The 24091-nt window shown below is 60.1% G+C and carries 24 protein-coding genes; 11 read left to right on the forward strand and 13 right to left on the reverse strand.

The window, feature by feature from the left end; all coding sequences use genetic code 11:
* From ACIP1X_RS16835 to ribBA, 4 genes are all read right to left on the reverse strand, one after another.
* The coding region (locus ACIP1X_RS16835) for an ABC transporter permease (protein ID WP_400753695.1) at positions 1–646 on the reverse strand (646 nt) is incomplete at its 3' end.
* 6 nt (positions 647–652) lie between these two features.
* Positions 653–1600 (reverse strand): ABC transporter permease, encoded by a 948-nt coding sequence (locus tag ACIP1X_RS16840; protein WP_400753739.1) that lies wholly within the window; start codon positions 1598–1600, stop codon positions 653–655.
* A complete protein-coding gene (locus tag ACIP1X_RS16845; protein WP_400644547.1) occupies positions 1597–2622 on the reverse strand; it encodes an ABC transporter substrate-binding protein in 1026 nt (341 codons plus the stop codon). Before ACIP1X_RS16845 ends, ACIP1X_RS16840 begins: the two co-directional genes overlap by 4 nt.
* 320 nt (positions 2623–2942) lie before the next feature.
* Positions 2943–4052 carry a bifunctional 3,4-dihydroxy-2-butanone-4-phosphate synthase/GTP cyclohydrolase II gene (gene ribBA, locus ACIP1X_RS16850; RefSeq protein ID WP_400644544.1) on the reverse strand — a complete coding sequence of 370 codons (1110 nt, stop codon included), beginning with the start codon at positions 4050–4052 and terminating at the stop codon, positions 2943–2945.
* Between the two features lie 68 nt (positions 4053–4120).
* Here ribBA and ACIP1X_RS16855 point away from each other — a divergent pair, with 68 nt between their 5' ends.
* A complete protein-coding gene (locus ACIP1X_RS16855) occupies positions 4121–4417 on the forward strand; it encodes a DUF1330 domain-containing protein (RefSeq protein WP_053121186.1) in 297 nt (98 codons plus the stop codon).
* 170 nt (positions 4418–4587) lie between these two features.
* Here ACIP1X_RS16855 and ACIP1X_RS16860 read toward each other — a convergent pair whose 3' ends face one another.
* From ACIP1X_RS16860 to ACIP1X_RS16890, 7 genes are all read right to left on the reverse strand, one after another.
* The gene (locus ACIP1X_RS16860; RefSeq protein ID WP_095111462.1) at positions 4588–5151 is read right to left on the reverse strand and encodes an NUDIX hydrolase; all 564 of its coding nucleotides are present in this window, start codon (positions 5149–5151) and stop codon (positions 4588–4590) included.
* A 1-nt stretch (position 5152) separates the two neighbouring features.
* Positions 5153–5917, reverse strand: coding sequence for a GntR family transcriptional regulator (locus ACIP1X_RS16865; RefSeq protein ID WP_053121182.1), 765 nt, complete (start codon positions 5915–5917; stop codon positions 5153–5155).
* Positions 5918–5959: 42 nt separating this feature from the next.
* Positions 5960–6364, reverse strand: a complete 405-nt coding sequence (locus tag ACIP1X_RS16870; RefSeq protein WP_400753702.1) for a carboxymuconolactone decarboxylase family protein — start codon at positions 6362–6364, stop codon at positions 5960–5962.
* Between the two features lie 128 nt (positions 6365–6492).
* Positions 6493–6978 carry a flavin reductase family protein gene (locus tag ACIP1X_RS16875; protein WP_053121178.1) on the reverse strand — a complete coding sequence of 162 codons (486 nt, stop codon included), beginning with the start codon at positions 6976–6978 and terminating at the stop codon, positions 6493–6495.
* 12 nt (positions 6979–6990) lie between these two features.
* Complete coding sequence (locus ACIP1X_RS16880) at positions 6991–8472, reverse strand: aldehyde dehydrogenase (protein ID WP_400753704.1); 1482 nt, start codon at positions 8470–8472, stop codon at positions 6991–6993.
* Complete coding sequence (locus tag ACIP1X_RS16885) at positions 8469–9302, reverse strand: alpha/beta fold hydrolase (protein ID WP_400753706.1); 834 nt, start codon at positions 9300–9302, stop codon at positions 8469–8471. The genes ACIP1X_RS16880 and ACIP1X_RS16885 overlap by 4 nt, the downstream gene beginning before the upstream one ends.
* A gap of 31 nt (positions 9303–9333) precedes the next feature.
* Entirely contained in the window at positions 9334–9924 is a 591-nt protein-coding gene (locus ACIP1X_RS16890) for an amino acid synthesis family protein (RefSeq protein ID WP_007917992.1), read from the reverse strand.
* 451 nt (positions 9925–10375) lie between these two features.
* Between ACIP1X_RS16890 and ACIP1X_RS16895 the strand changes: the two genes are divergently transcribed.
* Entirely contained in the window at positions 10376–11419 is a 1044-nt protein-coding gene (locus ACIP1X_RS16895; protein ID WP_400753709.1) for a WD40/YVTN/BNR-like repeat-containing protein, read from the forward strand.
* Positions 11416–13800: an RND family transporter gene (locus tag ACIP1X_RS16900; protein WP_053121170.1), complete on the forward strand. Its 2385-nt coding sequence runs from the start codon at positions 11416–11418 to the stop codon at positions 13798–13800. Before ACIP1X_RS16895 ends, ACIP1X_RS16900 begins: the two co-directional genes overlap by 4 nt.
* 263 nt (positions 13801–14063) lie before the next feature.
* On the opposite strand, the gene ACIP1X_RS16905 is transcribed toward ACIP1X_RS16900, so the two are convergent.
* Positions 14064–14783: a FadR/GntR family transcriptional regulator gene (locus ACIP1X_RS16905; RefSeq protein WP_053121168.1), complete on the reverse strand. Its 720-nt coding sequence runs from the start codon at positions 14781–14783 to the stop codon at positions 14064–14066.
* A 223-nt stretch (positions 14784–15006) separates the two neighbouring features.
* A complete protein-coding gene (locus tag ACIP1X_RS16910; RefSeq protein WP_053121166.1) occupies positions 15007–16743 on the reverse strand; it encodes an IlvD/Edd family dehydratase in 1737 nt (578 codons plus the stop codon).
* A gap of 193 nt (positions 16744–16936) precedes the next feature.
* Here ACIP1X_RS16910 and ACIP1X_RS16915 point away from each other — a divergent pair, with 193 nt between their 5' ends.
* From ACIP1X_RS16915 to ACIP1X_RS16950, 8 genes are all read left to right on the forward strand, one after another.
* The gene (locus tag ACIP1X_RS16915; protein ID WP_159815096.1) at positions 16937–18259 is read left to right on the forward strand and encodes an MFS transporter; all 1323 of its coding nucleotides are present in this window, start codon (positions 16937–16939) and stop codon (positions 18257–18259) included.
* A gap of 148 nt (positions 18260–18407) precedes the next feature.
* Positions 18408–19400 carry an AraD1 family protein gene (gene araD1 / locus ACIP1X_RS16920; protein ID WP_400753711.1) on the forward strand — a complete coding sequence of 331 codons (993 nt, stop codon included), beginning with the start codon at positions 18408–18410 and terminating at the stop codon, positions 19398–19400.
* Positions 19401–19409: 9 nt separating this feature from the next.
* A complete protein-coding gene (locus ACIP1X_RS16925; RefSeq protein ID WP_400753713.1) occupies positions 19410–20990 on the forward strand; it encodes an aldehyde dehydrogenase (NADP(+)) in 1581 nt (526 codons plus the stop codon).
* A gap of 251 nt (positions 20991–21241) precedes the next feature.
* Entirely contained in the window at positions 21242–21553 is a 312-nt protein-coding gene (locus tag ACIP1X_RS16930; RefSeq protein ID WP_008088034.1) for a DUF5629 family protein, read from the forward strand.
* The gene (locus ACIP1X_RS16935) at positions 21540–22715 is read left to right on the forward strand and encodes a lactonase family protein (protein ID WP_053121156.1); all 1176 of its coding nucleotides are present in this window, start codon (positions 21540–21542) and stop codon (positions 22713–22715) included. The genes ACIP1X_RS16930 and ACIP1X_RS16935 overlap by 14 nt, the downstream gene beginning before the upstream one ends.
* A 156-nt stretch (positions 22716–22871) precedes the next feature.
* Positions 22872–23051 (forward strand): hypothetical protein, encoded by a 180-nt coding sequence (locus tag ACIP1X_RS16940; RefSeq protein WP_007917967.1) that lies wholly within the window; start codon positions 22872–22874, stop codon positions 23049–23051.
* A 417-nt stretch (positions 23052–23468) separates the two neighbouring features.
* Positions 23469–23681 (forward strand): hypothetical protein, encoded by a 213-nt coding sequence (locus ACIP1X_RS16945; protein ID WP_400753716.1) that lies wholly within the window; start codon positions 23469–23471, stop codon positions 23679–23681.
* The gene (locus ACIP1X_RS16950) at positions 23678–23935 is read left to right on the forward strand and encodes a hypothetical protein (protein ID WP_053121152.1); all 258 of its coding nucleotides are present in this window, start codon (positions 23678–23680) and stop codon (positions 23933–23935) included. Before ACIP1X_RS16945 ends, ACIP1X_RS16950 begins: the two co-directional genes overlap by 4 nt.
* Positions 23936–24091: the final 156 nt, after the last annotated feature.

Genomic DNA, 24091 nt, shown 5'->3' on the forward strand with positions numbered 1-24091 from the left:
CCGATCCTCTGAGCACCACTTCGTCCCACGAAACGAGGAAGGCGAAGAGGGCGCCGGCAACCATGCCCGGACGGATCGCCGGGAACGTCACCTTGAACACCGCTTGCAGGCGTGACGCACCGCAAATCACCGCCGCGTCTTCAATCGACTGATCGAATAGCTTCAGCGAGTTGATGATCGAGATGATGGTGAACGGCAGCGCGACGATCACATGGCTGACCACGAAGGCGAACATGGTCCCGGTGTAACCGAGCTTGAGGAACAGCGCGTACACCGCCACGGCGATGATCACCAGCGGCACGATCATCGGCAGGGTAAACAGACCGTAGAGCATTTCCCGGCCGGGAAAACGTCCGCGCACCAGTGCAAACGCCGTCGGCAAACCGAGGGCAACCGCAAAGATTGTGGTCAGCAAAGCAACCTTGAGGCTGGCCGCTGCAGCGTTCATCCAGTCCGGGTTGGAGAAGAACTGGCCGTACCATTTCAGCGTCCAGCCCGGCGGCGGAAACACCAGCCACTGCGAGGAGCCGAACGACAGCAGCACGATAAACACGATCGGCAACAGCAGGAACAGACCGATCAGCCCGGTGGTTGCATACAAGCCGAAACGCATGCGGCGGCTCATCGCATTGGGGGTCAGGAGCATGTCGGCTTACCTCGCGTTACTGGCGCCAACCGGGGATTCCGGTTGAAGCTTCAGGTAGAAGTAGAACAGCACCAAAGTGATCGCGATCAGCAACGCGGCGCCGGCACTGGCCAGGCCCCAGTTGAGGAACGATTGCACCTGCTGAATGATGAACTCCGGCAGCATCATGTTCTGCGCCCCGCCGAGCAGCGCCGGGGTCACGTAGTAACCGAGCGACATGACGAACACCATCAAGCCACCGGAGGCCAGACCCGGCCGGCACAGCGGCAGGAACACCCGGAAGAAGTTGCTCCACGGACTGGCGCCGCAGATCGAGCCGGCCTGCAGGATCATCGGGTCGATGGCCTGCATGGTTGCCTGTAACGGCAGGACGATGAACGGAATCATGATGTAGCTCATGCCGATCACCACGCCGGTGAGGTTGTGCACCATCTCCAGTGGCTGATCGATGATGCCCATCGCCATCAACGCCTTGTTGATCACACCGGACGCTTGCAGCAGCACCAGCCAGGAATAGGTGCGGGCGAGCAGGCTGGTCCACATCGACAGCAGCACGATGTTGAGAATCCAGCGCCCCCAGCCGCGCGGCACCAGGGTGATCGCCCAGGCCAGCGGAAAGCCCAGCAGCAGGCTGAACAGCGTCACCAGCCCGGCCACCGAAAAGGTGTTGAGCAGCACTCGGGCATACGCCGAGTTGGCGAACAGTTGTTCATAGTTGCCGAGGCCTGGCGTCGGTTCGAGCACGCCGCGCAGCAGCAGGCCGATCAACGGCGCGAGAAAGAACAGGCCGATGAACGACAGCGCCGGCACGAGGTTGCCGGCGCCGCGCCAGCGTTGTCTGAGGGACGGGGCTTGCTGCATCGCAACCGCCTGTGTTCCGTGGGCCGAGCCGGCAGCGCTTTGGGCGCTGCCGGTGGCAGTGGAGGGACGGGACGCGGTGGCCGCCATTTTCATTTGACCAGCCATTCGTTCCACCGTGTCGCGATGGCCTGGCCGTTTTTGGCCCAGTACGCGAAATCAAGAGTGATCTGATCCTTAGCGTAGGCAGTCGGCAGGTTGGGGGCCAGCGCCGAATCCAGACGCTCCACACTGTCGAGGTTGACCGGGGCGTAGGCGGTCAGGTTGGAGAAGTCGGCCTGGCCTTTGGCGCTGCTGGCGCTGGCGAGAAACTTCATCGCTGCGTCCTTGTTTTTCGAGCCCTTTGGAATCACCAGAATGTCGGCCATGACCAGGTTCTGTTTCCAGCTCACGCCGACCGGCGCGCCGTCTTCTTGCAGGGCGTGAATGCGACCGTTCCAGAACTGACCCATGCTCGCTTCACCGGACGCCAGCAGTTGCTGCGACTGCGCGCCGCCGCCCCACCAGACGATGTCTTTCTTGATGGTGTCGAGTTTCTTGAAGGCGCGATCGAGATCCAGCGGGTAGAGCTTGTCGGCAGGTACGCCATCGGCCAGCAGTGCCAGTTCGAGCACGCCGGGACTAGGCCATTTGTAGAGGGCGCGTTTGCCCGGGTAGGTCTTGGTGTCGAACAGGGCGCTCCAGTCCTGCGGCTTGTTGGCGCCGAGTTTGCCCTCGTTGTAACCGAGGACGAAGGAGAAGAAGAACGAGCCAACGCCGTAATCGCTGACGAAACGCGGGTCGATCTTGTCGCGCTGGATGACTTTGAAATCGAGGGGTTCGAGCAGGCCTTCAGCGGCGGCGCGCAGGGCGAAGTCGGCTTCGACATCGACCACGTCCCATTGCACGTTGCCGCTCTCGACCATGGCTTTGAGTTTGCCGTAGTCGGTCGGGCCGTCCTGCACGACGGTGATGCCGCTGGCCTTGCTGAACGGATCGGCCCAGGCCTGTTTCTGCGCATCCTGGGTGCTTCCGCCCCAGCTGACGAAGTTCACGCTGTCGGCCGCCATTGCAGCCTGGCCGGTGACGCTGAGCAGTCCCGCAAAAAAGATCGCGGTTGCAGCTTTGTTCAACACCATGTTCACGCCCTCATTGTTGTGTTTTTGAGCGGGCTTGCGTTGTTGCCCGCCTATCGGGAGCAGTAGATGGACGTCCGTTGGAGTGTCCGGTCTATGGAATATCATATTATGGTATTCCAAGCTTTGTGCAAGCACTTTGCCTTACCGGTTATCTGGCGGCTGTCCTTTTTTGTGGTTCGAAGAAATGAATCTGGAATGCAAAACCCCTGTAGGAGTGAGCCTGCTCGCGATTGCGGTGCATCAGCCAACATCATTGTTGAATGTCACACCGCTATCGCGAGCAGGCTCACTCCTACATTTGGATTTGTGTTCGTCGTGGGTTATTCGGTGAAGGGGATGCTTTCGACCACTTCCAGGTCATACCCGGTCAACCCGGCGTACTTGAGCGGCGGCCCAAGATGCCGCAGCTTACCCACCCCAAGATTCTGCAAAATCTGCGCCCCAGTCCCCACCTCGGAATAAATCCGCGACTGCGAACGACTGAACTGCCGCGGCGGCTGGGTCAATTGCGGCACGCGCTCCAGCAGCGCCTGCGACGACTCGTGATTGGCCAACACCACCACAACCCCATGCCCCTCAGCCGCGACCCGTTGCAACGCCGCCCACAACGTCCAGTTCGCCGGCCCGCTGTACTCGGCGCCAACCAGATCCCGCAGCGGATCAATCACATGCACGCGCACCAGCGTCGGCTCTTCGCGGCGCAGATCGCCCATGACCATCGCCATATGCACGCCGCCCTCGATGCGATCCTCAAAGGTGATCAAACGGAACGTCCCATGCACCGTCGGCAGCTCACGTTCGCCAATCCGCTCGATGGTGTGTTCGGTGCTCAGGCGATAATGGATGAGGTCGGCGATGGTGCCGATCTTGATCCCGTGCTTGCGCGCAAACACTTCCAGATCCGGACGTCGCGCCATGGTGCCGTCGTCGTTCATCACCTCGACGATCACCGAGGCCGGGGTAAACCCTGCGAGGCGTGCAAGGTCACAACCCGCCTCGGTATGCCCGGCGCGGGTCAGCACGCCACCTTCCTTGGCGCGCAGCGGAAAGATATGACCGGGCTGCACCAGGTCTTCGGCGCGGGCATTCGGCGCGACAGCGGCGGCAACCGTGCAGGCGCGATCCGCTGCCGAGATACCGGTGGTCACGCCAACTGCCGCTTCAATCGACACGGTAAACGCGGTGCTGAACACGCTGCCGTTGGCCGGCACCATTTGCTCCAGTCCCAGACGCTGGCAATGCTCGTCGGTCAGCGTCAGGCAAATCAGCCCGCGTGCTTCACGGGCCATAAAGCTGATCGCTTCCGGCGTGCAACGGTCGGCGGCCAGCAACAGGTCGCCTTCGTTTTCGCGGTCTTCGTCATCGACCAGCAAAACCATTTTGCCGAGACGATAATCTTCGATGATTTCTTCGATGCTGTTGAAGGCCATGCTGGACTCTCAGGGTTCGTTGGAAATATATTGGTATACCATAATACAAAATCAACAAAGAGGTCACTATGAAGGCGTACTGGATTGCTCATGTGGACATCGCCGATGCCGATCACTACAGCCAATACACCCAGCGCGCCCCGGCGGCTTTCGCAGCGTTCGGCGCGAAATTTCTGGCGAGGGGCGGGCGCAGCGAAGCGATGGAAGGGCGCAAGACGCCACAGCGCAGCGTGGTGATTGAATTTGAAAGCTACGAAAAAGCCGTGGCGTGCTACCACTCGGCGGCGTATCAGGAGGCGAAAAGTTACCGCGAAGAATGGGCGAAGGCGGAGATCATCATCGTCGAAGGCATCGCCCCAATTTAAGACTCACCGTGAACCCCCTGTAGGAGCTGCCGAAGGCTGCGATCTTTTGATTGATCGTTCCCACGCTCCGCGTGGGAATGCAGCCCGGGACGCTCCGCGTCCCTTTTAGAGCCGAACGCGGAGCGTCCGAGGGGGCGTTCCCACGCGGAGCATGGGAACGATCAATGTGATCAGCGGATAAAGTGGATCTTGCCGCTATCATCATTGCCCATGTAAATCCCATACACCCCGGCCTGACGCTCTTCGATATAGCGCTCGAGAATCTGCCGGATCGCCGGGTAATAAATCTGCTCCCACGGAATGTCTTCCGGCGCGAAGAACTTGTAATCCATGGTCTCCGGTCCGTACTGCCCGGTAATCTCCAGCGCGATCGCGCGGAAGATGATGTACACCTCGCTGATCTTCGGCACGCTGAAAATCGAATACGGCGAAACGATTTCCGCGCGCACGCCGCTTTCTTCCCAGACTTCACGAATGGCCGCTTGCTCAGTGGTCTCGCCGCTTTCCATGAAACCGGCGGGCAGCGTCCAGGTGCCCGGGCGCGGCGGGATCGCCCGTTGGCACAGCAGATATTTGCCGTCCTGCTCGATGATGCAGCCGGCAATGATCTTCGGATTGACGTAGTGGATGTAGCCGCAGCCGCGACACATCAGGCGCTCGTGCGTATCGCCCGCCGGTATCTGCTGACCGAGGTCAGGGCCACCGCATTTCGGGCAATAGCTCGGGCTGAACATATCAGTGACCTATACGCGGTTCTTTCAATGCGATAGGCAGGGTCATCGCCGGCGTGCCTTTAACGACAGAGCCGGTCTCTTCCTGCTTGCGCTTGAGATAGTCGAGCGCTACCGCAGCAGCAGCGCGAACGTGATCAACACAGGCCTGATGCGCCACCAGCGGATCGCCGCTCTTGATCGCCTCGACCATTTTTTCCATTTCCTGATTACTCGCGCCGCGACGGTTTTCCTGCGACACCGAAGTCGCACGCAGGTAGCTGATGCGTGCCTGCAACTGACGCAACTGAGTCGCCGCAACATGGTTGCCCGAGCCTTCGAGCAGCACGTCGTAGAAACCTTGCACCGAGTCGATCACCTGTTGCAGTTCGCCGTCCTTGAGCGCCTTGCGGTTCTCGTCGAGGGCTTTTTCCAGGGCTTTGATGTCCTTGGCTTTGGCGCGCAGGGTGAACAGCTGCACGATCAAACCTTCGAGTACGCAACGCAGTTCGTAGATGTCGACGGCATCGGCGAGGGTGATGATCGCCACGCGCGGGCCTTTGGCATCGGCGAACTCAACCAGACCTTCGGATTCCAGGTGACGCAAGGCCTCGCGCACGGAGGTGCGGCTGACGCCAAGGCGATCGCACAGATCGCGCTCGACCAGACGATCACCGGGCATGAGCTGGAAATTCATGATCGCGCTACGCAGTTTATCCAGCACGATTTCGCGCAGGGTAACGGGGTTGCGATTGACCTTGAAGCTGTCGTCGAGTGGCTGGCGTTTCATGGGATCCGCTCTTTCGGTTGGCTGTCCATGCCAGACGGGCATCTAAACAGCCGAGGGGTTAACTGGGGCTTCGGCGTCGGCTTCGGCGAAGGCTTCACGGGCCAGCCGGAAACTGTCCACGGCTGCCGGAACGCCGCAATAAATGCCGACCTGAAGCAGAATTTCGCGTATTTGCTCACGACTCAGGCCGTTACGCAAGGCGCCGCGCACATGCAGCTTGAGTTCGTGCGGACGGTTGAGCACCGAGATCATCGCCAGGTTGATCATGCTGCGCTCCTTGAGCGACAAACCTTCACGACCCCAGACATGGCCCCAGCAGTATTCGGTGACCATTTCCTGCAGCGGGCGGGTGAAGTCGTCGGCGTTGTCTATCGAACGCTGCACATAGGCTTCGCCGAGCACCTGAGTGCGGATCTTCAGGCCTTTTTCATACTTCTCGTTACTCATCATTCCTCCCATCACCCAATTCCCCTGTAGGAGCTGCCGAAGGCTGCGATCTTTTGATCTTGCTCTTGAAAATCAAAGTCAAAAGATCGCAGCCTTCGGCAGCTCCTACAGGGAATTGAGTGTGGCTATCAGGCCAGGGTCGGCAACGGGCCGAGCTTGCCTTTGTGGTAGATCATCGGTGTCACCGGTTGCGCGGGCAGGATCAGGTTCTTCACCGCGCCAACGATGATCGCGTGATCGCCGCCGTCATATTCGCGCCACAACTCGCACTCGATGATCGCGGTGGCTTTGGCGAGAATCGGGTTACCGAGTTCGCTCAAATGCCACTCGATACCGGCCGCCTTGTCCTTGCCTTTACCGGCAAAGGCATAGGCCTCGGCGGTCTGGTCAGCCGACAGCAAATGAATCGCAAACTTCTTGCTGTCACGCAGAATCGGATAAGTGTCGGAGGCGTAGTTAGGGCAGAACAGCACCAGCGCCGGGTCAATCGACAGCGCGCTAAAAGCGCTGGCGGTGATGCCGACAATGCCGCCCTCCGGGTCAACAGTGGTAACCACCGTGACGCCGGACGGAAACGAGCTCATGACGTCTTTGTAAATGCCGGGTTCGATCATTTCGCAGGACTCCTAGCGCATCACAAACGGATCAGGCATTGGCGCCTGAGACAAGTTGATCCACACCGTTTTCAGTTCGGTGTAGGCCAGCACCGAATCGATGCCGCTTTCGCGTCCATAGCCACTGTTTTTGAAGCCGCCGATCGGCGCCATCGCTGACACCGCGCGGTAAGTGTTGACCCAGATAATCCCCGAGCGCACATCACGAGCAAGGCGATGTGCTCGGCCCAAGTCACGCGTCCAGATGCCGGCGGCGAGGCCGAACTGCGAGTCGTTGGCGATCGCCAGCGCTTCGGCTTCATCTTTGAAACGAATCACCGACGCCACCGGGCCGAAGACTTCTTCCTGCATGATCTTCATCGAATTGCGATCGCATTCGAACAGCGTCGGCTCGTAGAACCAGCCTTCGCCGAGATCGGTCGGACGCTTGCCGCCGGTACGCAAACGCGCACCCTCGGCGATGGCATCAGCGACCAAACCCTCGACCACTGCCAGTTGCTGCGCGGTGGCCATCGGGCCCATCTCGCAGTTGTCTTCCTGGGGGTTGCCGATGCGAATGCGTTGGGCGCGTTCGACCAGTCGGCTGACGAATTCGTCGTAGATTTCGTCCTGCACCAACAAGCGCGAACCGGACACGCAACTCTGACCCGACGCCGCGTAGATCCCGGCAATCGCGCCGTTGATTGCGCTGTCCAGATCGGCGTCGGCGAAAATGATGTTCGGCGACTTGCCACCCAGTTCCAGCGACAGCTTGGCGAAGTTCTCGGCGCTGCTACGCACCACATGCCGCGCCGTCGCTGCGCCGCCGGTGAAGGCGATTTTGCGGATCAGCGGATGGCGGGTGAGGGCGGCGCCGGTGCTCGGGCCGTAACCGGTGACGACGTTGACCACACCCGGCGGAATCCCGGCTTCGAGGGCCAGACGCGCCAGTTCCAGAATGGTCGCCGAGGCGTGCTCGGACGGCTTGATCACAATCGTGTTGCCAGCGGCGAGGGCCGGGGCGAGTTTGATCGCGGTCAGATACAGCGGGCTGTTCCACGGAATGATCGCCGCGACCACACCCATCGCTTCGTGCACGGTGTAGGCGAACAGATCGGGCTTATCCAGCGGCAGCGTGCCGCCTTCGAGCTTGTCGGCAAGACCGGCGGTGTAGTGGAAAAATTCGGGCAGATAGCTGACCTGGCCACGGGTTTCGCGGATCAGTTTGCCGTTGTCGCGGCTTTCCAGCTGCGCCAGTTGTTCTTTATTTTCGGCGATCAAGTCACCGAGGCGGCGCAGCAGTTTGCCGCGCGCGGTGGCGGTCAGGCCACGCCAGGCCGGGCTGTCGAAGGCAGTCTGTGCCGATTGCACGGCGCGTTCGACATCAGCTTCATCGGCGTCAGGCAGTTCGGCCCAGGCTTGCGCCGTGGCCGGGTTGAGGCTTTCGAAGGTCTTGCCGGAGAGGGCGTCGACCCATTCTCCGCCGATGCACATCTGGAAGCGTGCGAGTGTCATGCAACGATCCCCTGTATAGGGTTTTGTCGGGAGTGTGCGAATTGGAGAAATTCCAGCAGCGTCTGATTGACCAGACGCGGCGACTCTACGGGCATCATATGCCGTTGCTCGGCCAGCACGGCAACCTTCGCACCGGGGATGCGTCGGGCCAGTTGCTCGGCCATTTCCGGGGTCGAACCCGGGTCGAGTTCGCCGGTGGCGATCAGCGTCGGCGCCTGAATACTGCCCAAGTCGTCAACGCGGTACATGTCTTGGGTGGCGAACAATTCATAAGTGGTCAGATAGCCTTGCGGATCATTACCGGCGAGGGTCTGGCGGATCGCCGCGATCTGCGCCGGGTTGGCTGCCTGATACTCGCGGCTGAACCAGCGCGACAGCGCCGCTTCGGCATTGGCGTCCGGACCGTGCTCGGCTGCTTGCGCGGTGCGAGCGATGACGCCGGCTCGCTGTTCTTCGCTGCGGTTGAACACGCTGTTCAACACCACCAGGCTTTGCAGGCGCTCCGGGTAATGCAGGGCAAAGGCCCGCGCGACCAGGCCGCCCATGGAGAAGCCGATCACCGCTGCCTGCGGCAAATTCAAGTGATCGAGCAGCTCCAGCAACTGATCGGCGTAACCGAGCAGGTCGGTGCCGCTGGCCGGTCGCGGGCTGGCGCCATGGCCGAGCATGTCGTAGGCGATCACCCTGTATTGGCTGGACAGGCCGACAATCTGGCCGCCCCACATTTCTTTATTCAGGCCCACGCCGTGGATCAAAACCACGGGCTGGCCTTGGCCGGTCGCCAGGTAACTGGTGCCAGCCGGGGTGAGTTCAGCGGTGAGCCGAATCATGGAGCGCTCCTGCAATGCCTTTTTATTGTGATTACTGGGCTTTTTCGGCGGCCAGTTCTTCCAGATCGATGTAGCGGTTACCGATGCGCGGGTGCAGGCGACCACCGTCGGCGCAGCCCAGCACGACGACGATTTCGTCGGCACGCGGCGCGTCTTCGATCTGCATTTCCAGGGTGATGTAGTGCGAACGCTGACCTTCGTCGTCCTTGTGCATCATCGGGATCTGAATCGAAGTGCCCGGGCCGCCGCGCTTGTTGGTGAAGCTCAGGTAGCTTTTGGCGTTGACGGCTTCGCGGTAGTGGTTGCCGAAGCGCAGGGTGTGGATTACGGCGGAGGCGTGTTCGATCTCGCCATCAGCACCGACCACGGCGGCTTTGCCGTAAGCCTCGATCTTCTCGGCACCGCCGATGATGCCGACCAGACGCTCGACCATCAGCGCACCGAGGTCGGAGCAGTTGGCGCGGATCTGCGGTTTGAGGTCTTCGACGAAACCGTTGCCCACCCAAGGGTTTTTCATCACCACGGCGAGGCCGACCATGGTCACTGGCTTGTCAGTGGCTTTGCCGCCTTCGATGAAGGTTTCTTCGACATAGCTGACGATCTTGCGAATTTCGAAACTCATGAGCTGCTCCGTAGGGGGGATTGAGAGTGTCTGTGCGTCTGATGGTATACCATAATACCGATCATGCAAGTCCCCTCGGTAACTTTTGCCGTATCACCCCGGCGAATGGTCATGCATTCAAATCTCCAAGCCACCATGACCCCTTGTGGGAGCGGGCTTGCACGCGAAGGCGTTATGTCCGGCGACATCTATACCGGCTGACACGACGCCTTCGCGAGCAAGCCCGCTCCCACAGGGAAGTTCATTCGTTACAGAGAGCGGCTTTCGGTTAACAAAAGATAACGTGGCGCCGATTGTCAGACGTTTCGAAAGCCCGATAGGATGAGCCAGCTTCCGAAGTGGCTCTGGATTGCGGGTTTCAGGACTATGCTTCTGACCAGCCAACACCGGAGCACACTTGCGGCGCCCTTGAAGGCCAAATGGCCTAACAATAATAAATAGGGGAAGGTCTATGAGTCGTTGCCGCCCGCCGGCGTTACGCAACACCGCGTTGCTGGCCACAGCACTCTCTCTGCTGGGCTTTGCCACGTTGTCGGCACCCGTGATTGCCGCTGAGGCCCCGGCCGACGTGGTCTATGCCACCGAATCCAGCAAAGCCGCAAAAAGCCTGATTCTTGATGTCGTCCACGCCGGTGCGCGTTTGGTCGCGGTCGGGGATCGCGGGCACATCGTCTATTCCGATGACCAGGGCAAAACCTGGAAGCAGGCCAAAGTGCCGAGCCGGCAACTGCTGACTTCCGTGTATTTTGCCGACGACAAACACGGCTGGGCGGTCGGCCACGACGCGCAAATCCTCGCCAGCGCAGACGGCGGTCTGACCTGGACCAAGCAATTCGAAGACCTCAAACGTGAATCGCCGCTGCTCGACGTCTGGTTCAAGGACGTCAACAGCGGTTTTGCCGTGGGCGCTTACGGTTCGCTGATGGAAACCACCGACGGTGGCAAACACTGGGAAGACGTCAGCGACCGCCTCGACAACGAAGACCAGTTCCACCTCAACGCCATCGCGGCGGTGAAAGACGCCGGACTGTTCATCGTCGGCGAGTCGGGCAGCATGTTCCGCTCCGCCGACTGGGGTCAGACCTGGGAAAAACTCGAAGGCCCGTACGAAGGTTCGCTGTTCGGCGTGATCGGCACGGCCCAGGCGCAAACCCTGCTGGCCTACGGCTTGCGCGGCAACCTCTACCGCTCCAGCGATTTCGGCAGCACCTGGGAACAGGTCGAACTGAAGGCCGCGCGCGGTGCGCTGGAGTTCGGTCTGTCCGGCGCAACCTTGCTGCCCGACGGCTCGATCGTCATCGTCGGTAACGGCGGCTCGGTGGTCAGCAGCAGCGACAACGGCGAAACGTTCAGCGTGTTCAACCGTCCGGATCGCATCTCGCTGTCTTCCGTCACCGCGGCCGGCGACGGCAACCTGATTCTGACCGGGCAGGGTGGCGTTCACACCACTCAGCCAAACGGCGCCGAAGTTAATAATAAGAAGGCGGGGCTATGACTTCCTTAATCACTCCTCAGCAGGAAAAGGCGACGTTCCTTGAACGCCTGATCTTCAACAACCGCCCGGCAGTGATTCTGATCTGTCTGGTGGTGAGCATTTTCCTGTTCTGGCAGGCGACGCTGATCCGCCCGTCGACCAGTTTCGAAAAAATGATCCCGCTCAAGCATCCCTTCATCGAGAAGATGATGGAGCACCGTAACGACCTGGCGAACCTCGGCAACACCGTGCGCATTTCGGTCGAAGCGACTGACGGCGACATCTTTTCCAAGGAATACATGGAGACCCTGCGCCAGATCAACGACGAGGTGTTCTACATCTCCGGCGTTGACCGTTCGGGTCTGAAGTCGTTGTGGAGCCCGAGCGTACGCTGGACCGAAGTGACCGAAGAGGGTTTTGCCGGCGGTGAAGTGATCCCGCAGAGCTACAACGGCTCGCAGGACAGCCTCGATCTGCTGCGCAACAACGTGCTCAAGTCCGGCCAGGTCGGGCGTCTGGTGTCCAACGACTTCAAGTCGAGCATCGTCGATATCCCGCTGCTCGAGTCGTACCCGGATCCGCAGGATCAGGGCAAGTTGCTCGCGCTGGATTACCGCCAGTTCTCCCATGAACTGGAAGACAAGATCCGCACCAAGTTCGAAGCACAGAACCCCAACATCAAGATCCACATCGTCGGTTTCGCCAAGAAGGTTGGTGACCTGATCGACGGTCTGGTGATGGTGGTGCTGTTTTTCGGCATCGCGTTTGTCATCACCCTGATCCTGCTGCTGTGGTTCACCAACTGCGTGCGCAGCACCATCGCGGTGCTGAGTACGACGCTGGTGGCGGTGGTCTGGCAGCTCGGTTTGATGCACTTCTTTGGCTTCGGGCTCGATCCGTATTCGATGCTGGTGCCGTTCCTGATCTTCGCCATCGGTATCTCCCACGGCGTACAGAAGATCAACGGGATCGCCCTGCAATCCAGTGAGGCCGATAACGCCCTGACCGCAGCGCGGCGCACCTTCCGGCAACTGTTCCTGCCGGGGATGATCGCGATTCTCGCGGATGCGGTGGGCTTCATCACGCTGCTGATCATCGATATCGGCGTGATCCGTGAACTGGCGATCGGCGCGTCCATCGGCGTCGCGGTAATCGTGTTCACCAACCTGATCCTGCTGCCGGTGGCCATTTCCTATGTCGGCATCAGCAAGCGCGCAATTGCCAAAAGCAAGAAAGACGCAAACCGCGAACATCCGTTCTGGCGCCTGCTGTCGAACTTCGCCAACCCGAAAGTCGCACGCATCTCGGTGGTGCTGGCGCTGATCGCTTTCGGTGGCGGCCTCTGGTACAGCCAGAACCTGAAAATCGGTGACCTCGACCAGGGCGCACCGGAGCTGCGTCCAGACTCGCGCTACAACAAGGACAACAACTTCATCATCAACAACTACTCGACCAGTTCCGACGTGCTGGTGGTGATGGTCAAGACCAAGGCTGAAGGCTGCTCACGCTACGAAGCCATGGCGCCGATCGACGAACTGATGTGGAAGATGCAGAACACCGAGGGCGTGCAGTCGGCGATCTCCCTGGTGACCGTGTCCAAGCAGATGATCAAAGGCATGAACGAGGGCAACTTGAAATGGGAAACCCTGTCGCGTAACCCCGACGTGCTGAACAACTCGATTGCCCGCGCAGACGGCCTGTACAACAACAGCTGCTCGCTGGCGCCGGTACTGATCTTCCTCAACGATCACAAGGCTGAGACCCTCGATCGGGCGGTGGCTGCCGTGCAGGAATTCGCCAAGGACAACAACAAGGACGGTCTGGAATTCATCCTCGCGGCCGGTAATGCCGGGATCGAAGCGGCCACCAACGAAGTCATCAAACAGGCTGAACTGACCATCCTGATTCTGGTGTACATCTGCGTGGCGGTGATGTGCATGATCACCTTCCGTTCGTGGGCCGCGACCTTGTGCATCGTCCTGCCGCTGGTGCTGACCTCGGTACTCGGCAACGCGCTGATGGCGTTCATGGGCATCGGCGTGAAAGTCGCGACGCTGCCGGTGGTGGCGCTGGGCGTGGGGATTGGCGTCGACTACGGCATCTACATTTACAGCCGACTGGAGAGTTTCCTGCGTGCGGGGCTGCCGCTGCAGGAAGCCTATTACCAGACGCTGAAATCCACCGGTAAAGCGGTGCTGTTCACCGGTTTGTGCCTGGCGATTGGTGTGTGCACCTGGATCTTCTCGGCGATCAAGTTCCAGGCCGACATGGGCCTGATGCTGACCTTCATGCTGCTGTGGAACATGTTCGGTGCGCTGTGGCTGCTGCCGGCACTGGCGAAGTTCCTGATCAAACCGGAGAAACTGGCGGGACAGAAGGGCAACTCGCTGTTTGCGCATTGATCTGAAGGGCTGAAACGACAAAGCCGCAACCTTAGGGTTGCGGCTTTTTTTTGTGGCTCAAGATCAAGAGCCCCTCACCCTAACCCTCTCCCGGAGGGAGAGGGGACTGATTGGGGGAGATTGGAGATTTACGCCGACTTGAACGGTTTGCTGTGAATCCATAATCGACTCGGTTTTTCAGGTCGATGTATGACGAAGCACAACTCGGTCAGTCCCCTCTACCTCTGGGAGAGGGCTAGGGTGAGGGCAGAGGATCTCAAGCGTTAAGTGAGTTCAGCGCCAAGCACAACACTCAAAGCACTACGCGCATCATCCAGCTGCACCAACGTCGCATGCCGCGCGCCAAGGGCATCGCGGTTCTCAATGGCAGTCAAAATCGCCTTATGCCGCGGCAACGCCAATTCATGCAGATTCGGCCGCTGATTCGAATGCTTCAACGCCTCGGCAATCGCCACCGACAACATGTTGCACAGATTCGCCAGCAAATCATTGTGCGTCGCATCGGCAATCCGGCTATGGAAATCCAGATCCGGCTGCAACAGCGCTTCCGGCGTCGGCGCCGCTTCCATGCGCTGATACGCTTCACCAATCGAAGCAATATCCGCCTCGGTCGCATGCTGAGCGGCCAGGGCGGCTGCCGCCGGTTCAATGATGCTGCGCACACTGGTCAGCACATTGAAGAATTCATTTTGCGGGCTGCTTTGCATCAGCCAGTGCAGCACGTCCGGGTCGAGCATGTGCCACTCGCGGCGTGCCTTGACCACCGTGCCCACGCGCGGCCTGGAATACACCAGACCCTTGGCCACCAGCACTCGCGTGGCTTCACGCAACACCGGGCGGCTGACCGCGTACTCTTCGCAGAGCAAGGCTTCGGCGGGCAGTTTGTCGTCGGGCTTGAAGCGTCCGGAGACGATCTGCATGCCCAGTTCCTGGACGATGCGCGAGTGCATGCTTTTGCGGTCGGAGGGTTTGCGGTAATCCATGGGGAACGGCGCGATCCTGAGCGATGGAGATGCCGCGCATCATAGCAGGCACGGCACTGTATTGAGGCAGACACAGTCGCCAAATGTGGGAGCGGGCTTGCTCGCGAAAGCGGAGTGTCAGCCCAGAATATGGCACTGACACTCCCTCTTCGCGAGCAAGCCCGCTCCCACACTGGGAATGCATTCCAAGGTAGGAGCTGCCGCAGGCTGCGATCTTTTGCTCTTAGTGGGAATGACGCGGCACTTCAGCCCCACGGCAACCCACCAGGAAGTCAAAGTCACACCCCTGATCCGCCTGCAGCACATGGTCGATGTACAACTGACGATAACCGCCCACCAACAATTGCTGCGGTGGCTGCAGATCCGCCATGCGCGCTGCCAGTTCGGCATCCGGAATATCCAGGTGCAAACGCCCGGTGGCGCAATCCAGCTCGATCCAGTCGCCTTCCTTCACCGTCGCCAAAGGCCCGCCAGCCGCCGCTTCCGGCGCCACGTGCAAGACCACCGTGCCGTACGCGGTGCCGCTCATCCGTGCATCGGAAATGCGCACCATGTCGGTCACACCCTGCGCCAACAGCTTGGCCGGCAAGCCCATGTTGCCGACTTCAGCCATGCCCGGATAACCCTTCGGCCCGCAGTTCTTCATCACCAGAATCGAATCTTTATCTACGTCCAGCTCCGGATCGTTGATCCGCGCCTTGTACATGTCGAAGTTCTCGAACACCACCGCGCGACCGCGATGCTGCATCAGTTCCGGCGTGGCGGCGGACGGCTTGAGCACTGCACCCAGTGGCGCCAGATTGCCGCGCAAAACGCAAATCCCGCCGTCGGCGCGAATCGGGTTGTCGAGGGTGCGGATCACTTCGTCTTCGCCATAGATCGGCGCGTCCTTGGTGTTCTCGCCAATGGATTTGCCGTTGACGGTCAACGCATTCGGATGAGGAATCAGATTGGCTTCTCCGAGGCGACGCAATACCGCCGGTAGACCACCAGCGTAATAGAACTCTTCCATCAGGAAACGCCCGGACGGTTGCAGGTCAACGATGGTCGGCATGCCGCGACCCATGCGCGTCCAGTCATCCAGATCCAGCTCGACGCCGATGCGCCCGGCGATGGCTTTCAAGTGAATCACCGCGTTGGTCGAACCGCCGATGGCCGCGTTCACCCGGATAGCGTTTTCAAAGGCTTCTTTGGTCAGAATTTTCGACAGCTTCAAATCTTCGCGAACCATCTCCACCGCGCGCATGCCGGACATGTGCGCCAACACATAACGTCGCGCATCCACCGCCGGAATCGCCGCGTTGTGCGGCAGCGAAGTGCCGAGTGCTTCAGCCATGCAGGCCATGGTCGACGCCGTGCCCATGGTGTTGCAGGTACCCGCCGAACGCGACATGCCGCCCTCGGCCGCAAGGAAATCGTCGATGGTAATGGTGCCAGCCTTGACCTGTTCGCTGAGCTGCCAGACCACGGTGCCGGAACCGATATCTTTGCCTTTGTGCTTGCCGTTGAGCATCGGCCCGCCGGTGACGACGATGGCTGGCACATCGCAACTGGCCGCGCCCATCAGCAGCGCTGGAGTGGTTTTGTCGCATCCGGTCAGCAGCACCACGCCGTCAATCGGGTTGCCGCGAATCGCTTCTTCAACGTCCATGCTCGCCAGGTTGCGGGTGAGCATGGCGGTCGGGCGCAGGTTCGATTCGCCGTTGGAGAACACCGGGAATTCCACCGGAAAACCACCGGCCTCGATCACCCCGCGCTTGACGTGCTCCGCAATCTGGCGGAAGTGCGCATTGCACGGGGTCAGTTCCGACCAGGTGTTGCAGATGCCGATGATCGGCTTGCCGTGGAACTGGTGGTCGGCGATGCCCTGATTCTTCATCCAGCTGCGGTACATGAAGCCGTTCTTGTCGGCCGTGCCAAACCATTGGGCGGAGCGCAGGGTGGGTTTCTTATCAGACATGATCGATTCTCTTATTGTATGACTATAGTGTTCCAGCTACGGCCTAATCTAAGCGTAAAATCCTACGTTTGGAAGTGTTGTTGGTGAATTAGTATTACTATATAGTCGTTTTCGACGGAGGGATGGCCCTGGCGGTTTTCCGCGAGAGGCGTCCCCCGAGGTTCTATAAAAACAACAATCGGAGACCGATCTCATGAGCCAGGAACTGCGGCTAATCCGGCGCATAACGCTGAAACTGATTCCCTTCCTGATCCTGCTGTACCTGATCGCCTATGTGGATCGCTCCGCCGTCGGCTTCGCCAAGCTGCACATGGGCGCCGACATTGGCATCGGCGATGCGGCTTACGGCCTCGGCGCCGGGCTGTTCTTCATTGGCTACTTCCTTCTCGAAATCCCCAGCAACCTGATGCTTGAACGCTTCGGCGCACGCCGCTGGTTCGCGCGGATCATGATCACCTGGGGCGCCATCACCATCGGCATGGCCTTCGTCCAGGGCCCACACAGTTTCTACGTGATGCGCTTTCTGCTCGGCGCGGCCGAGGCGGGCTTCTTCCCCGGCGTTCTCTACTACATCACCCAATGGTTCCCGGTGCGCCATCGCGGCAAGATCCTCGGGCTGTTCATCCTTTCGCAACCGATCGCAATGATGATCACCGGACCGGTGTCCGGCGGTTTGCTCGGCATGGACGGTGTGTTGGGCCTGCACGGCTGGCAGTGGCTGTTCATCGTCATCGGCACGCCGGCGATCCTGCTGACCTGGCCGGTGTTGCGCTGGTTGCCGGACGGCCCGCAACAAGTGAAGTGGATGGATCAGGCGGAAAAAGACTGGCTGACCGGTGAACTGAAAAAGGATCTGCAGGCATACGGCCAGACCCGCCACGGCAATCCGCTGCATGCACTGAAAGACAAGCGCGTGTTGCTGCTGGCGCTGTTTTATCTGCCGGTGACGTTGAGCATTTATGGCTTGGGTCTGTGGTTGCCGACGTTGATCAAACAGTTTGGCGGCAGCGATCTGGTGACTGGGTTTGTGTCGTCGGTGCCGTACATCTTCGGGATCATCGGCTTGCTGATCGTGCCGCGCAGTTCTGACCGTTTGAATGATCGCTACGGGCATCTCGCCGTGCTTTATGTGCTGGGTGCGATTGGCCTGTTCCTCAGCGCGTGGCTGACCTTGCCGGTGGCGCAACTGGCGGCGCTGTGTCTGGTGGCGTTTGCGCTGTTTTCCTGCACGGCGGTGTTCTGGACATTGCCGGGGCGATTCTTTGCCGGCGCGAGTGCGGCGGCGGGGATTGCGTTGATCAATTCGGTGGGGAATCTCGGCGGGTACATCGGGCCGTTTGTGATTGGGGCGTTGAAGGAATACACCGGCAACCTCGGCTCCGGCCTGTATTTCCTCTCGGGGGTGATGGTGTTTGGCTTGATCCTGACGGGCGTTGTCTATCGCGTACTGGAACGCAAACACGTGCTGCCGGTTGACCAATTCGCCGCCAGCGCACGAGGCGCAACCCGCACCTGACAGCCAAACGCTGGCCCCTTGTGGGAGCGAGCCTGCTCGCGAAGAGGCAGGTACATTCAACATTTGAGGCGACTGACACACCGCTTTCGCGAGCAGGCTCGCTCCCACAGGGGAACGGCGGTGTTTTTGAGGGAATAGGAGAAATTTCATGCATCTGGTTCAATTCGAATTAAGCAACCGCGAACGCCGTGTCGGCGTGGTCGACAACGGTGTGGTGCGCGAAGTACAGGACGCCCGCAGCGTGCGCGATCTGGCGCTCGCCGCCATCGAGGCCGGCAACACCCTCGAGCAGCAAGTGCAAACCCTCGGCCTCGGCGCGAGCCACGACTACGCCGAACTGCTGTCGCAACTGCGCATCCTGCCGCCACTCGATCACCCGGATCCGGCGCACATGTTGATCAGCGGCACCGGCCTGACCCACCTCGGCAGCGCCTCGGCCCGTGACAAAATGCACCAGCAGGCTGGCGACGAAGCGACGATGACCGACACCATGCGCATCTTCAAATGGGGCGTGGAGGGCGGCAAACCGGCGGCGGGGCAGGCCGGTGTGCAACCGGAATGGTTCTACAAAGGCGACGGCAGCATCGTCGTGCGTCCGGGCCAACCGTTCCCGGTACCGCCATTTGCCGAAGACGCCGGCGAAGAACCTGAAATGGCCGGCCTTTACATCATCGGCAACGACGGCAAGCCGTATCGCCTCGGTTTCGCGGTCGGTAACGAGTTCTCCGACCACATCATGGAACGCAAGAATTACCTGTATCTGGCGCACTCGAAACTGCGCAGTTGCAGCTATGGCCCGGAACTTCGCACCGGTGAATTGCCTCAACATCTGGCAGGCACCAGCCGCATCCTGCGCGACGGCGAAGTGCTCTGGCAGAACGAGTTTCTCAGCGGCGAGGCGAACATGTGCCACAGCCTCGCCAACCTCGAATACCACCACTTCAAGTACAGCCAGTTCCTGCGTCCCGGCGACGTGCACATTCATTTCTTCGGCACCGCGACCCTGTCGTTTGCCGATGGGATTCGCACCCAACCGGGTGACGTTTTCGAAATCAGCCAGGCCGAATTCGGCGCACCGCTGGTCAACGGCATCGTCCCGGTACCAGCGGCGTTTGAACCGGACAGCATCGGCACCCTTTAAGGAGATCCCATGACTCAGATTCTCGGTCACAACTACATCGGCGGTCAGCGCAGTGCCGCTGGCGACGTCAAATTGCAATCGGTCGACGCCACCACGGGCGAACAGCTGCCCCACGATTTCATTCAGGCCACGCTGGAAGAAGTCGGCGCTGCGGCCAAGGCTGCCGCTGCCGCCTACCCGGCGTATCGCAGCCTTAGCGCTGAGCGCCGCGCGCAGTTTCTCGATGCGATCGCTGATGAACTGGATGCCCTCGGTGATGATTTCGTCGCCGTGGTCTGCCGCGAAACCGCATTGCCGGCCGGGCGTATTCAGGGTGAGCGCGGACGCACCAGCGGACAGATGCGTCTGTTCGCCAAAGTGCTGCGCCGTGGCGATTTCTATGGCGCACGGATCGATTTGCCGCTGCCGGATCGTCAGCCATTGCCACGCCCGGATTTGCGTCAGTACCGCATCGGTCTCGGCCCTGTAGCGGTGTTCGGTGCGAGCAATTTCCCGCTGGCATTTTCTACTGCCGGCGGCGACACGGCTTCAGCGCTCGCCGCCGGTTGCCCGGTGGTGTTCAAGGCCCACAGCGGCCATATGGCGACGGCAGAACTGGTTGCTGATGCGCTGATTCGCGCCGCCGAAAAAACCGCGATGCCGGCCGGTGTGTTCAACATGATCTACGGCGGCGGCGTCAGTGAATGGCTGGTCAAGCATCCGGCGATTCAAGCAGTTGGTTTCACTGGCTCGCTGAAGGGCGGTCGTGCGCTGTGCGACATGGCGGCGGCGCGCCCGCAACCGATCCCGGTGTTCGCCGAGATGTCGAGCATCAACCCGGTGATCGTTTTGCCGCAGGCACTGGCCGAGCGATCCGAAACCATCGCCCGCGATTTGACCGCTTCGGTGGTGCAAGGCTGCGGCCAGTTCTGCACCAATCCTGGCTTGGTGATCGGCATTCGTTCGCCAGAGTTCAGTGCGTTTGTGCAGCAGGTTTCTGGTTTGATCGGTGATCAACCGGCGCAAACCATGCTCAACGCGGGCACCCTCGGCAGCTACGGCAAAGGCTTGCAGAAGCTGCTGGCGCATCCCGGGATCGAACATCTGGCCGGCAATCCGCAGCAGGGCAATCAGGCGCAGTCGCAGTTGTTCAAGGCTGACGTCAGCCTGTTGATCGAGGGCGATGAAGTCCTGCAGGAAGAAGTGTTCGGCCCGACTACGGTGATTGTTGAAGTGGCGGACAAGGCGCAACTCAGCGCGGCGTTGCAGGGTCTGCACGGTCAACTGACGGCGACGATTATTGGTGAACTGGCAGACTTCGAGCGCTTCGCTGAACTGACGCCGCTGCTGGAGCAGAAGGTCGGGCGGATCTTGCTTAACGGCTATCCAACTGGCGTTGAGGTGTGCGATTCGATGGTGCACGGCGGGCCGTATCCGGCCACCTCCGATGCACGCGGCACCTCGGTCGGCACGCTGGCGATCGACCGCTTCCTGCGCCCGGTGTGCTTCCAGAACTACCCGGACAGCTTGTTGCCGGAGCCACTGAAAAACGCCAACCCGCTGCGCATCCAGCGCCTGGTTGACGGCAAACCAAGCCGCGAAGCCCTCTGACACACCACCCCTGTAGGAGCTGCCGAAGGCTGCGATCTTTTGATCTTTTTTTTTGATCGTTCCCACGCTCTGCGTGGGAATGCCTCTAGGGACGCTCTGCGTCCAGTGACGCGGAGCGTCACGGGCTGCATTCCCACGCTGAGCGTGGGAACGATCAGACATCAAAAGATCGCAGCCTTCGGCAGCTCCTACAGGGGGAGTGTGCTTCTTGAGCTATCATTGCCGGTTTCCCCCTGAAAGACTTGATTGCCATGACTGCCCAAACTCTTCTCAACGCCCTCGAACACTGCGGTATGGTCGAAATCGACGGCCTGCATGCCTTCGAATTCGCCCTCGACGAAGACGACAATCTGCACATCGAATGCATCGATGGCCGAGCGGCCAAGCATTGGGAATTTACCCCGGCTCAAGTTGCAGCGGCGACTTTTGATGACTCTCTGCAGAGCTGGCTGATCGTCGGCTATTTCAATGAAACCAAAGCGATCGGCGAACACCGCCTGGTGTGCCATGGCGATGTCGTCAGCAGCAGCGACGATGAGGATGACACTGATGAAAATGCGTAAATTCTGGCCGCTGCTGATGGCCGGCAGCGTAGGTGCCATGGGTCTGTCCACGGCATCGGCAGAAAGCTTTCAATTGTTGGTCGGTTCTTACACCGCCGGCACCAGCCAGGGCATCTATCGAATGAATTTCGACAGCGCCACTGGCCAGATCGACGCCAAGCCGCTGCAAGTGGTGAAGAGCGAAAACCCGTCGTGGCTGACCCTGTCCAAAGACCAGCATCGCCTGTTCGTGGTCAATGAAAACGGCCCGGGCCAGAAAGACCCGGTCGGCCGCGTCAGCAGCTATTCGATCGATCCGAAAACCCACGCCCTGACCCTGATCAATCAAGTACAGAGCCTGGGCAACGAGCCGACCCATTCGAGCCTCAGCGGCGACGCCAGCCACCTGTTCGTCAGCAACTATTCGGTGGTGGAAGATCCGGGCGGAACCCTGGCGGTGTTGCCCGTCGGTGCTGACGGCAAGCTGAAACCGGTAGTGCAAATGAGCGCGCACCCGGCGAGCCGGGTCAACCCGGAGCGTCAGGCGTCGAACCACGTGCACTCGACGATTTCCTCGCCGGACGGTCGCTACGTGTTCTCCAATGACTTGGGCGCAGACAAGGTCTTCATCTACCAATTCGACCCGAAAGCCAACCCTGATCTGCCGCTGACCCCGGCGAAAACCGCGTTCGTCGCTATGCCAGCCGGCAGCGGCCCACGTCATTTGCTGTTCAGCGCTGACGGCAAACATGCCTGGCTGACCATGGAAATGAGCGCGCAGGTTGCGGTGTTCGATTACAACGACGGAGTGCTGACGCAAACCCAGCTTGTCGATCTGGCCGCCGGTCAACCGACCTCGGACAAGGCCGGCGCGGCGCTGCACACTTCGGCGGATGGCAAGTTCCTCTACGTCAGCAACCGTGGCACTGCGAATCAGATGGTGGTGTTCAGCATCGATCCGGCGACCGCCCAGCTCAAAGAGCTGCAAAAGCGTTCGGTGGAAGGTGATCATCCGCGCGAATTCAGCCTCGATCCGAGCGGCAAGTTCCTGCTGATCGCCAACCAGAAGAGCAACCAGATTGTTGTCGTTGAACGCGACAGCAAGACCGGTCTGCTCGGCAAAACCGTGCAGAAACTGCCAATGGACGCCCCGAGCGACCTGAAGTTTATGGTGCGACAATAAGCCACAGGCCCCGGTTTACGGGGCCTGTCTCTTTGTATCAATCGCGCTGATATTCGGTAATGCTACAAAGCATTTCAGGCGAGTAACCGTCGAGCGTTAAGTTTGCTTCACAGCCCAACCGGGCAAGCAAGCCAACCGAACACGAGGGTTACCGCCATGAACTTCAATCTCTTCTCCGTTATCGCCGCTTCCGCCATCTCCGCCACCGTTGTGTTGCCAGCCAGCGCCAACGTTGAAATCAACAGCAAAAAATCCCACACCCAGAGCTACACCCAAAAATACCTGCAACAGAGCGCCAACTTCTACGCCGCCCTGGATCACAAAGCCCAACACTGAAAGTCCCTTTCTGCCTCCGCACCATTCGGGGGATTCACACGATCTCCTGTAGGAGCTGCCGAAGGCTGCGATCTTTTGATCTTAAACGTCAAAAGATCGCAGCCTTCGGCAGCTCCTACATGTTTGTGCACGTGTGGTTTGATCGTTCCCACGCTCTGCGTGGGAATGCCTCTAGGGACGCTCTGCGTCCAGTGACGCGGAGCGTCACGGGCTGCATTCCCACGCAGAGCGTGGGAACGATCCGTGAACACCGTCGCCCTCGTGTGCGTGAAGCACGGTCATAGGTTGTCTCAAACGCGCAAATAGACCGGCTAAATAATCAACGCAGCTGATGTTCACTATGGAAAACCCTGAGTGGTTGCCCGTGCTGTTTTGATCGATTCTGTGGCCATCGAAACATGCCCACGGGAGAACACCATGGCCAGCGCAATCATCACTTCAGCCAAACGCGGCGCCTACTTGGCCATCGGTCTTTACCTGGCCGTTGTACTGGTTGTCAGCATCGCCTCGCAGACGGAACACAGCTTCGACGCACCGATCGACGTCGCCCATCCCGGCATCCAGTTCGAAGTCCGCTCGCAGAGCGTGATGGTCGACCGGGCTGAACTCGCAGGAGTCGGCGGCGCATGAAAGGCTACAGACTTTGGGTCATCGCCAGTCTGGCAGTCATGACTAACGGCGCTTCGCTACTGGGTGTCGGCCAAGGCTCGGTGGGCGGGCTGGCGCGGGCCATAGAGGCCAATCACAGCATTGCGCACAACATTGAACGGGCGAATACCCTGGGGCTGATGGCGGGGAATCCGCCGGTGAAGGTTTCGGCGGATTTCCTTGGGCCTTTCGAAGTGGATTGCATGGCGCTTGGGATGTGCAATGCGCTTGCCTAGACACCGCAATTCATTGTGGTGATGGAATTTATTGTGGCGAGGGGATTTATCCCCGATGGGCTGCGAAGCAGCCCCAAATCCTGCAACTCAAATTTGCCTGACACACCGCATAGAATGGTTTCACGACTGCTTCGCAGCCGAACGGGGATAAATCCC

It is taken from the genome of Pseudomonas sp. NPDC088885 (genome assembly GCF_044750025.1).
In the GTDB taxonomy this organism is placed as follows: domain Bacteria; phylum Pseudomonadota; class Gammaproteobacteria; order Pseudomonadales; family Pseudomonadaceae; genus Aquipseudomonas; species Aquipseudomonas rustica.

What these genes read in the sequence shown, in the direction of transcription:
- ACIP1X_RS16925 (WP_400753713.1), top strand. Translation starts at nt 19,410, where the DNA reads ATGACTCAGATTCTCGGTCACAACTACATCGGCGGTCAGCGCAGTGCC.
- ACIP1X_RS16940 (WP_007917967.1), top strand. Translation starts at nt 22,872, where the DNA reads ATGAACTTCAATCTCTTCTCCGTTATCGCCGCTTCCGCCATCTCCGCC.
- ACIP1X_RS16840 (WP_400753739.1), bottom strand. Translation starts at nt 1,600, where the DNA reads ATGAAAATGGCGGCCACCGCGTCCCGTCCCTCCACTGCCACCGGCAGC.
- ACIP1X_RS16890 (WP_007917992.1), bottom strand. Translation starts at nt 9,924, where the DNA reads ATGAGTTTCGAAATTCGCAAGATCGTCAGCTATGTCGAAGAAACCTTC.
- ACIP1X_RS16870 (WP_400753702.1), bottom strand. Translation starts at nt 6,364, where the DNA reads ATGAGTAACGAGAAGTATGAAAAAGGCCTGAAGATCCGCACTCAGGTG.
- ACIP1X_RS16880 (WP_400753704.1), bottom strand. Translation starts at nt 8,472, where the DNA reads ATGACACTCGCACGCTTCCAGATGTGCATCGGCGGAGAATGGGTCGAC.
- ACIP1X_RS16945 (WP_400753716.1), top strand. Translation starts at nt 23,469, where the DNA reads ATGGCCAGCGCAATCATCACTTCAGCCAAACGCGGCGCCTACTTGGCC.
- ACIP1X_RS16900 (WP_053121170.1), top strand. Translation starts at nt 11,416, where the DNA reads ATGACTTCCTTAATCACTCCTCAGCAGGAAAAGGCGACGTTCCTTGAA.
- ACIP1X_RS16865 (WP_053121182.1), bottom strand. Translation starts at nt 5,917, where the DNA reads ATGAAACGCCAGCCACTCGACGACAGCTTCAAGGTCAATCGCAACCCC.
- ACIP1X_RS16930 (WP_008088034.1), top strand. Translation starts at nt 21,242, where the DNA reads ATGACTGCCCAAACTCTTCTCAACGCCCTCGAACACTGCGGTATGGTC.
- ACIP1X_RS16845 (WP_400644547.1), bottom strand. Translation starts at nt 2,622, where the DNA reads ATGGTGTTGAACAAAGCTGCAACCGCGATCTTTTTTGCGGGACTGCTC.
- ACIP1X_RS16855 (WP_053121186.1), top strand. Translation starts at nt 4,121, where the DNA reads ATGAAGGCGTACTGGATTGCTCATGTGGACATCGCCGATGCCGATCAC.
- ACIP1X_RS16875 (WP_053121178.1), bottom strand. Translation starts at nt 6,978, where the DNA reads ATGATCGAACCCGGCATTTACAAAGACGTCATGAGCTCGTTTCCGTCC.
- araD1 (WP_400753711.1), top strand. Translation starts at nt 18,408, where the DNA reads ATGCATCTGGTTCAATTCGAATTAAGCAACCGCGAACGCCGTGTCGGC.
- ACIP1X_RS16895 (WP_400753709.1), top strand. Translation starts at nt 10,376, where the DNA reads ATGAGTCGTTGCCGCCCGCCGGCGTTACGCAACACCGCGTTGCTGGCC.
- ACIP1X_RS16860 (WP_095111462.1), bottom strand. Translation starts at nt 5,151, where the DNA reads ATGTTCAGCCCGAGCTATTGCCCGAAATGCGGTGGCCCTGACCTCGGT.
- ACIP1X_RS16935 (WP_053121156.1), top strand. Translation starts at nt 21,540, where the DNA reads ATGAAAATGCGTAAATTCTGGCCGCTGCTGATGGCCGGCAGCGTAGGT.
- ACIP1X_RS16910 (WP_053121166.1), bottom strand. Translation starts at nt 16,743, where the DNA reads ATGTCTGATAAGAAACCCACCCTGCGCTCCGCCCAATGGTTTGGCACG.
- ACIP1X_RS16905 (WP_053121168.1), bottom strand. Translation starts at nt 14,783, where the DNA reads ATGGATTACCGCAAACCCTCCGACCGCAAAAGCATGCACTCGCGCATC.
- ACIP1X_RS16885 (WP_400753706.1), bottom strand. Translation starts at nt 9,302, where the DNA reads ATGATTCGGCTCACCGCTGAACTCACCCCGGCTGGCACCAGTTACCTG.
- ACIP1X_RS16950 (WP_053121152.1), top strand. Translation starts at nt 23,678, where the DNA reads ATGAAAGGCTACAGACTTTGGGTCATCGCCAGTCTGGCAGTCATGACT.
- ACIP1X_RS16915 (WP_159815096.1), top strand. Translation starts at nt 16,937, where the DNA reads ATGAGCCAGGAACTGCGGCTAATCCGGCGCATAACGCTGAAACTGATT.
- ribBA (WP_400644544.1), bottom strand. Translation starts at nt 4,052, where the DNA reads ATGGCCTTCAACAGCATCGAAGAAATCATCGAAGATTATCGTCTCGGC.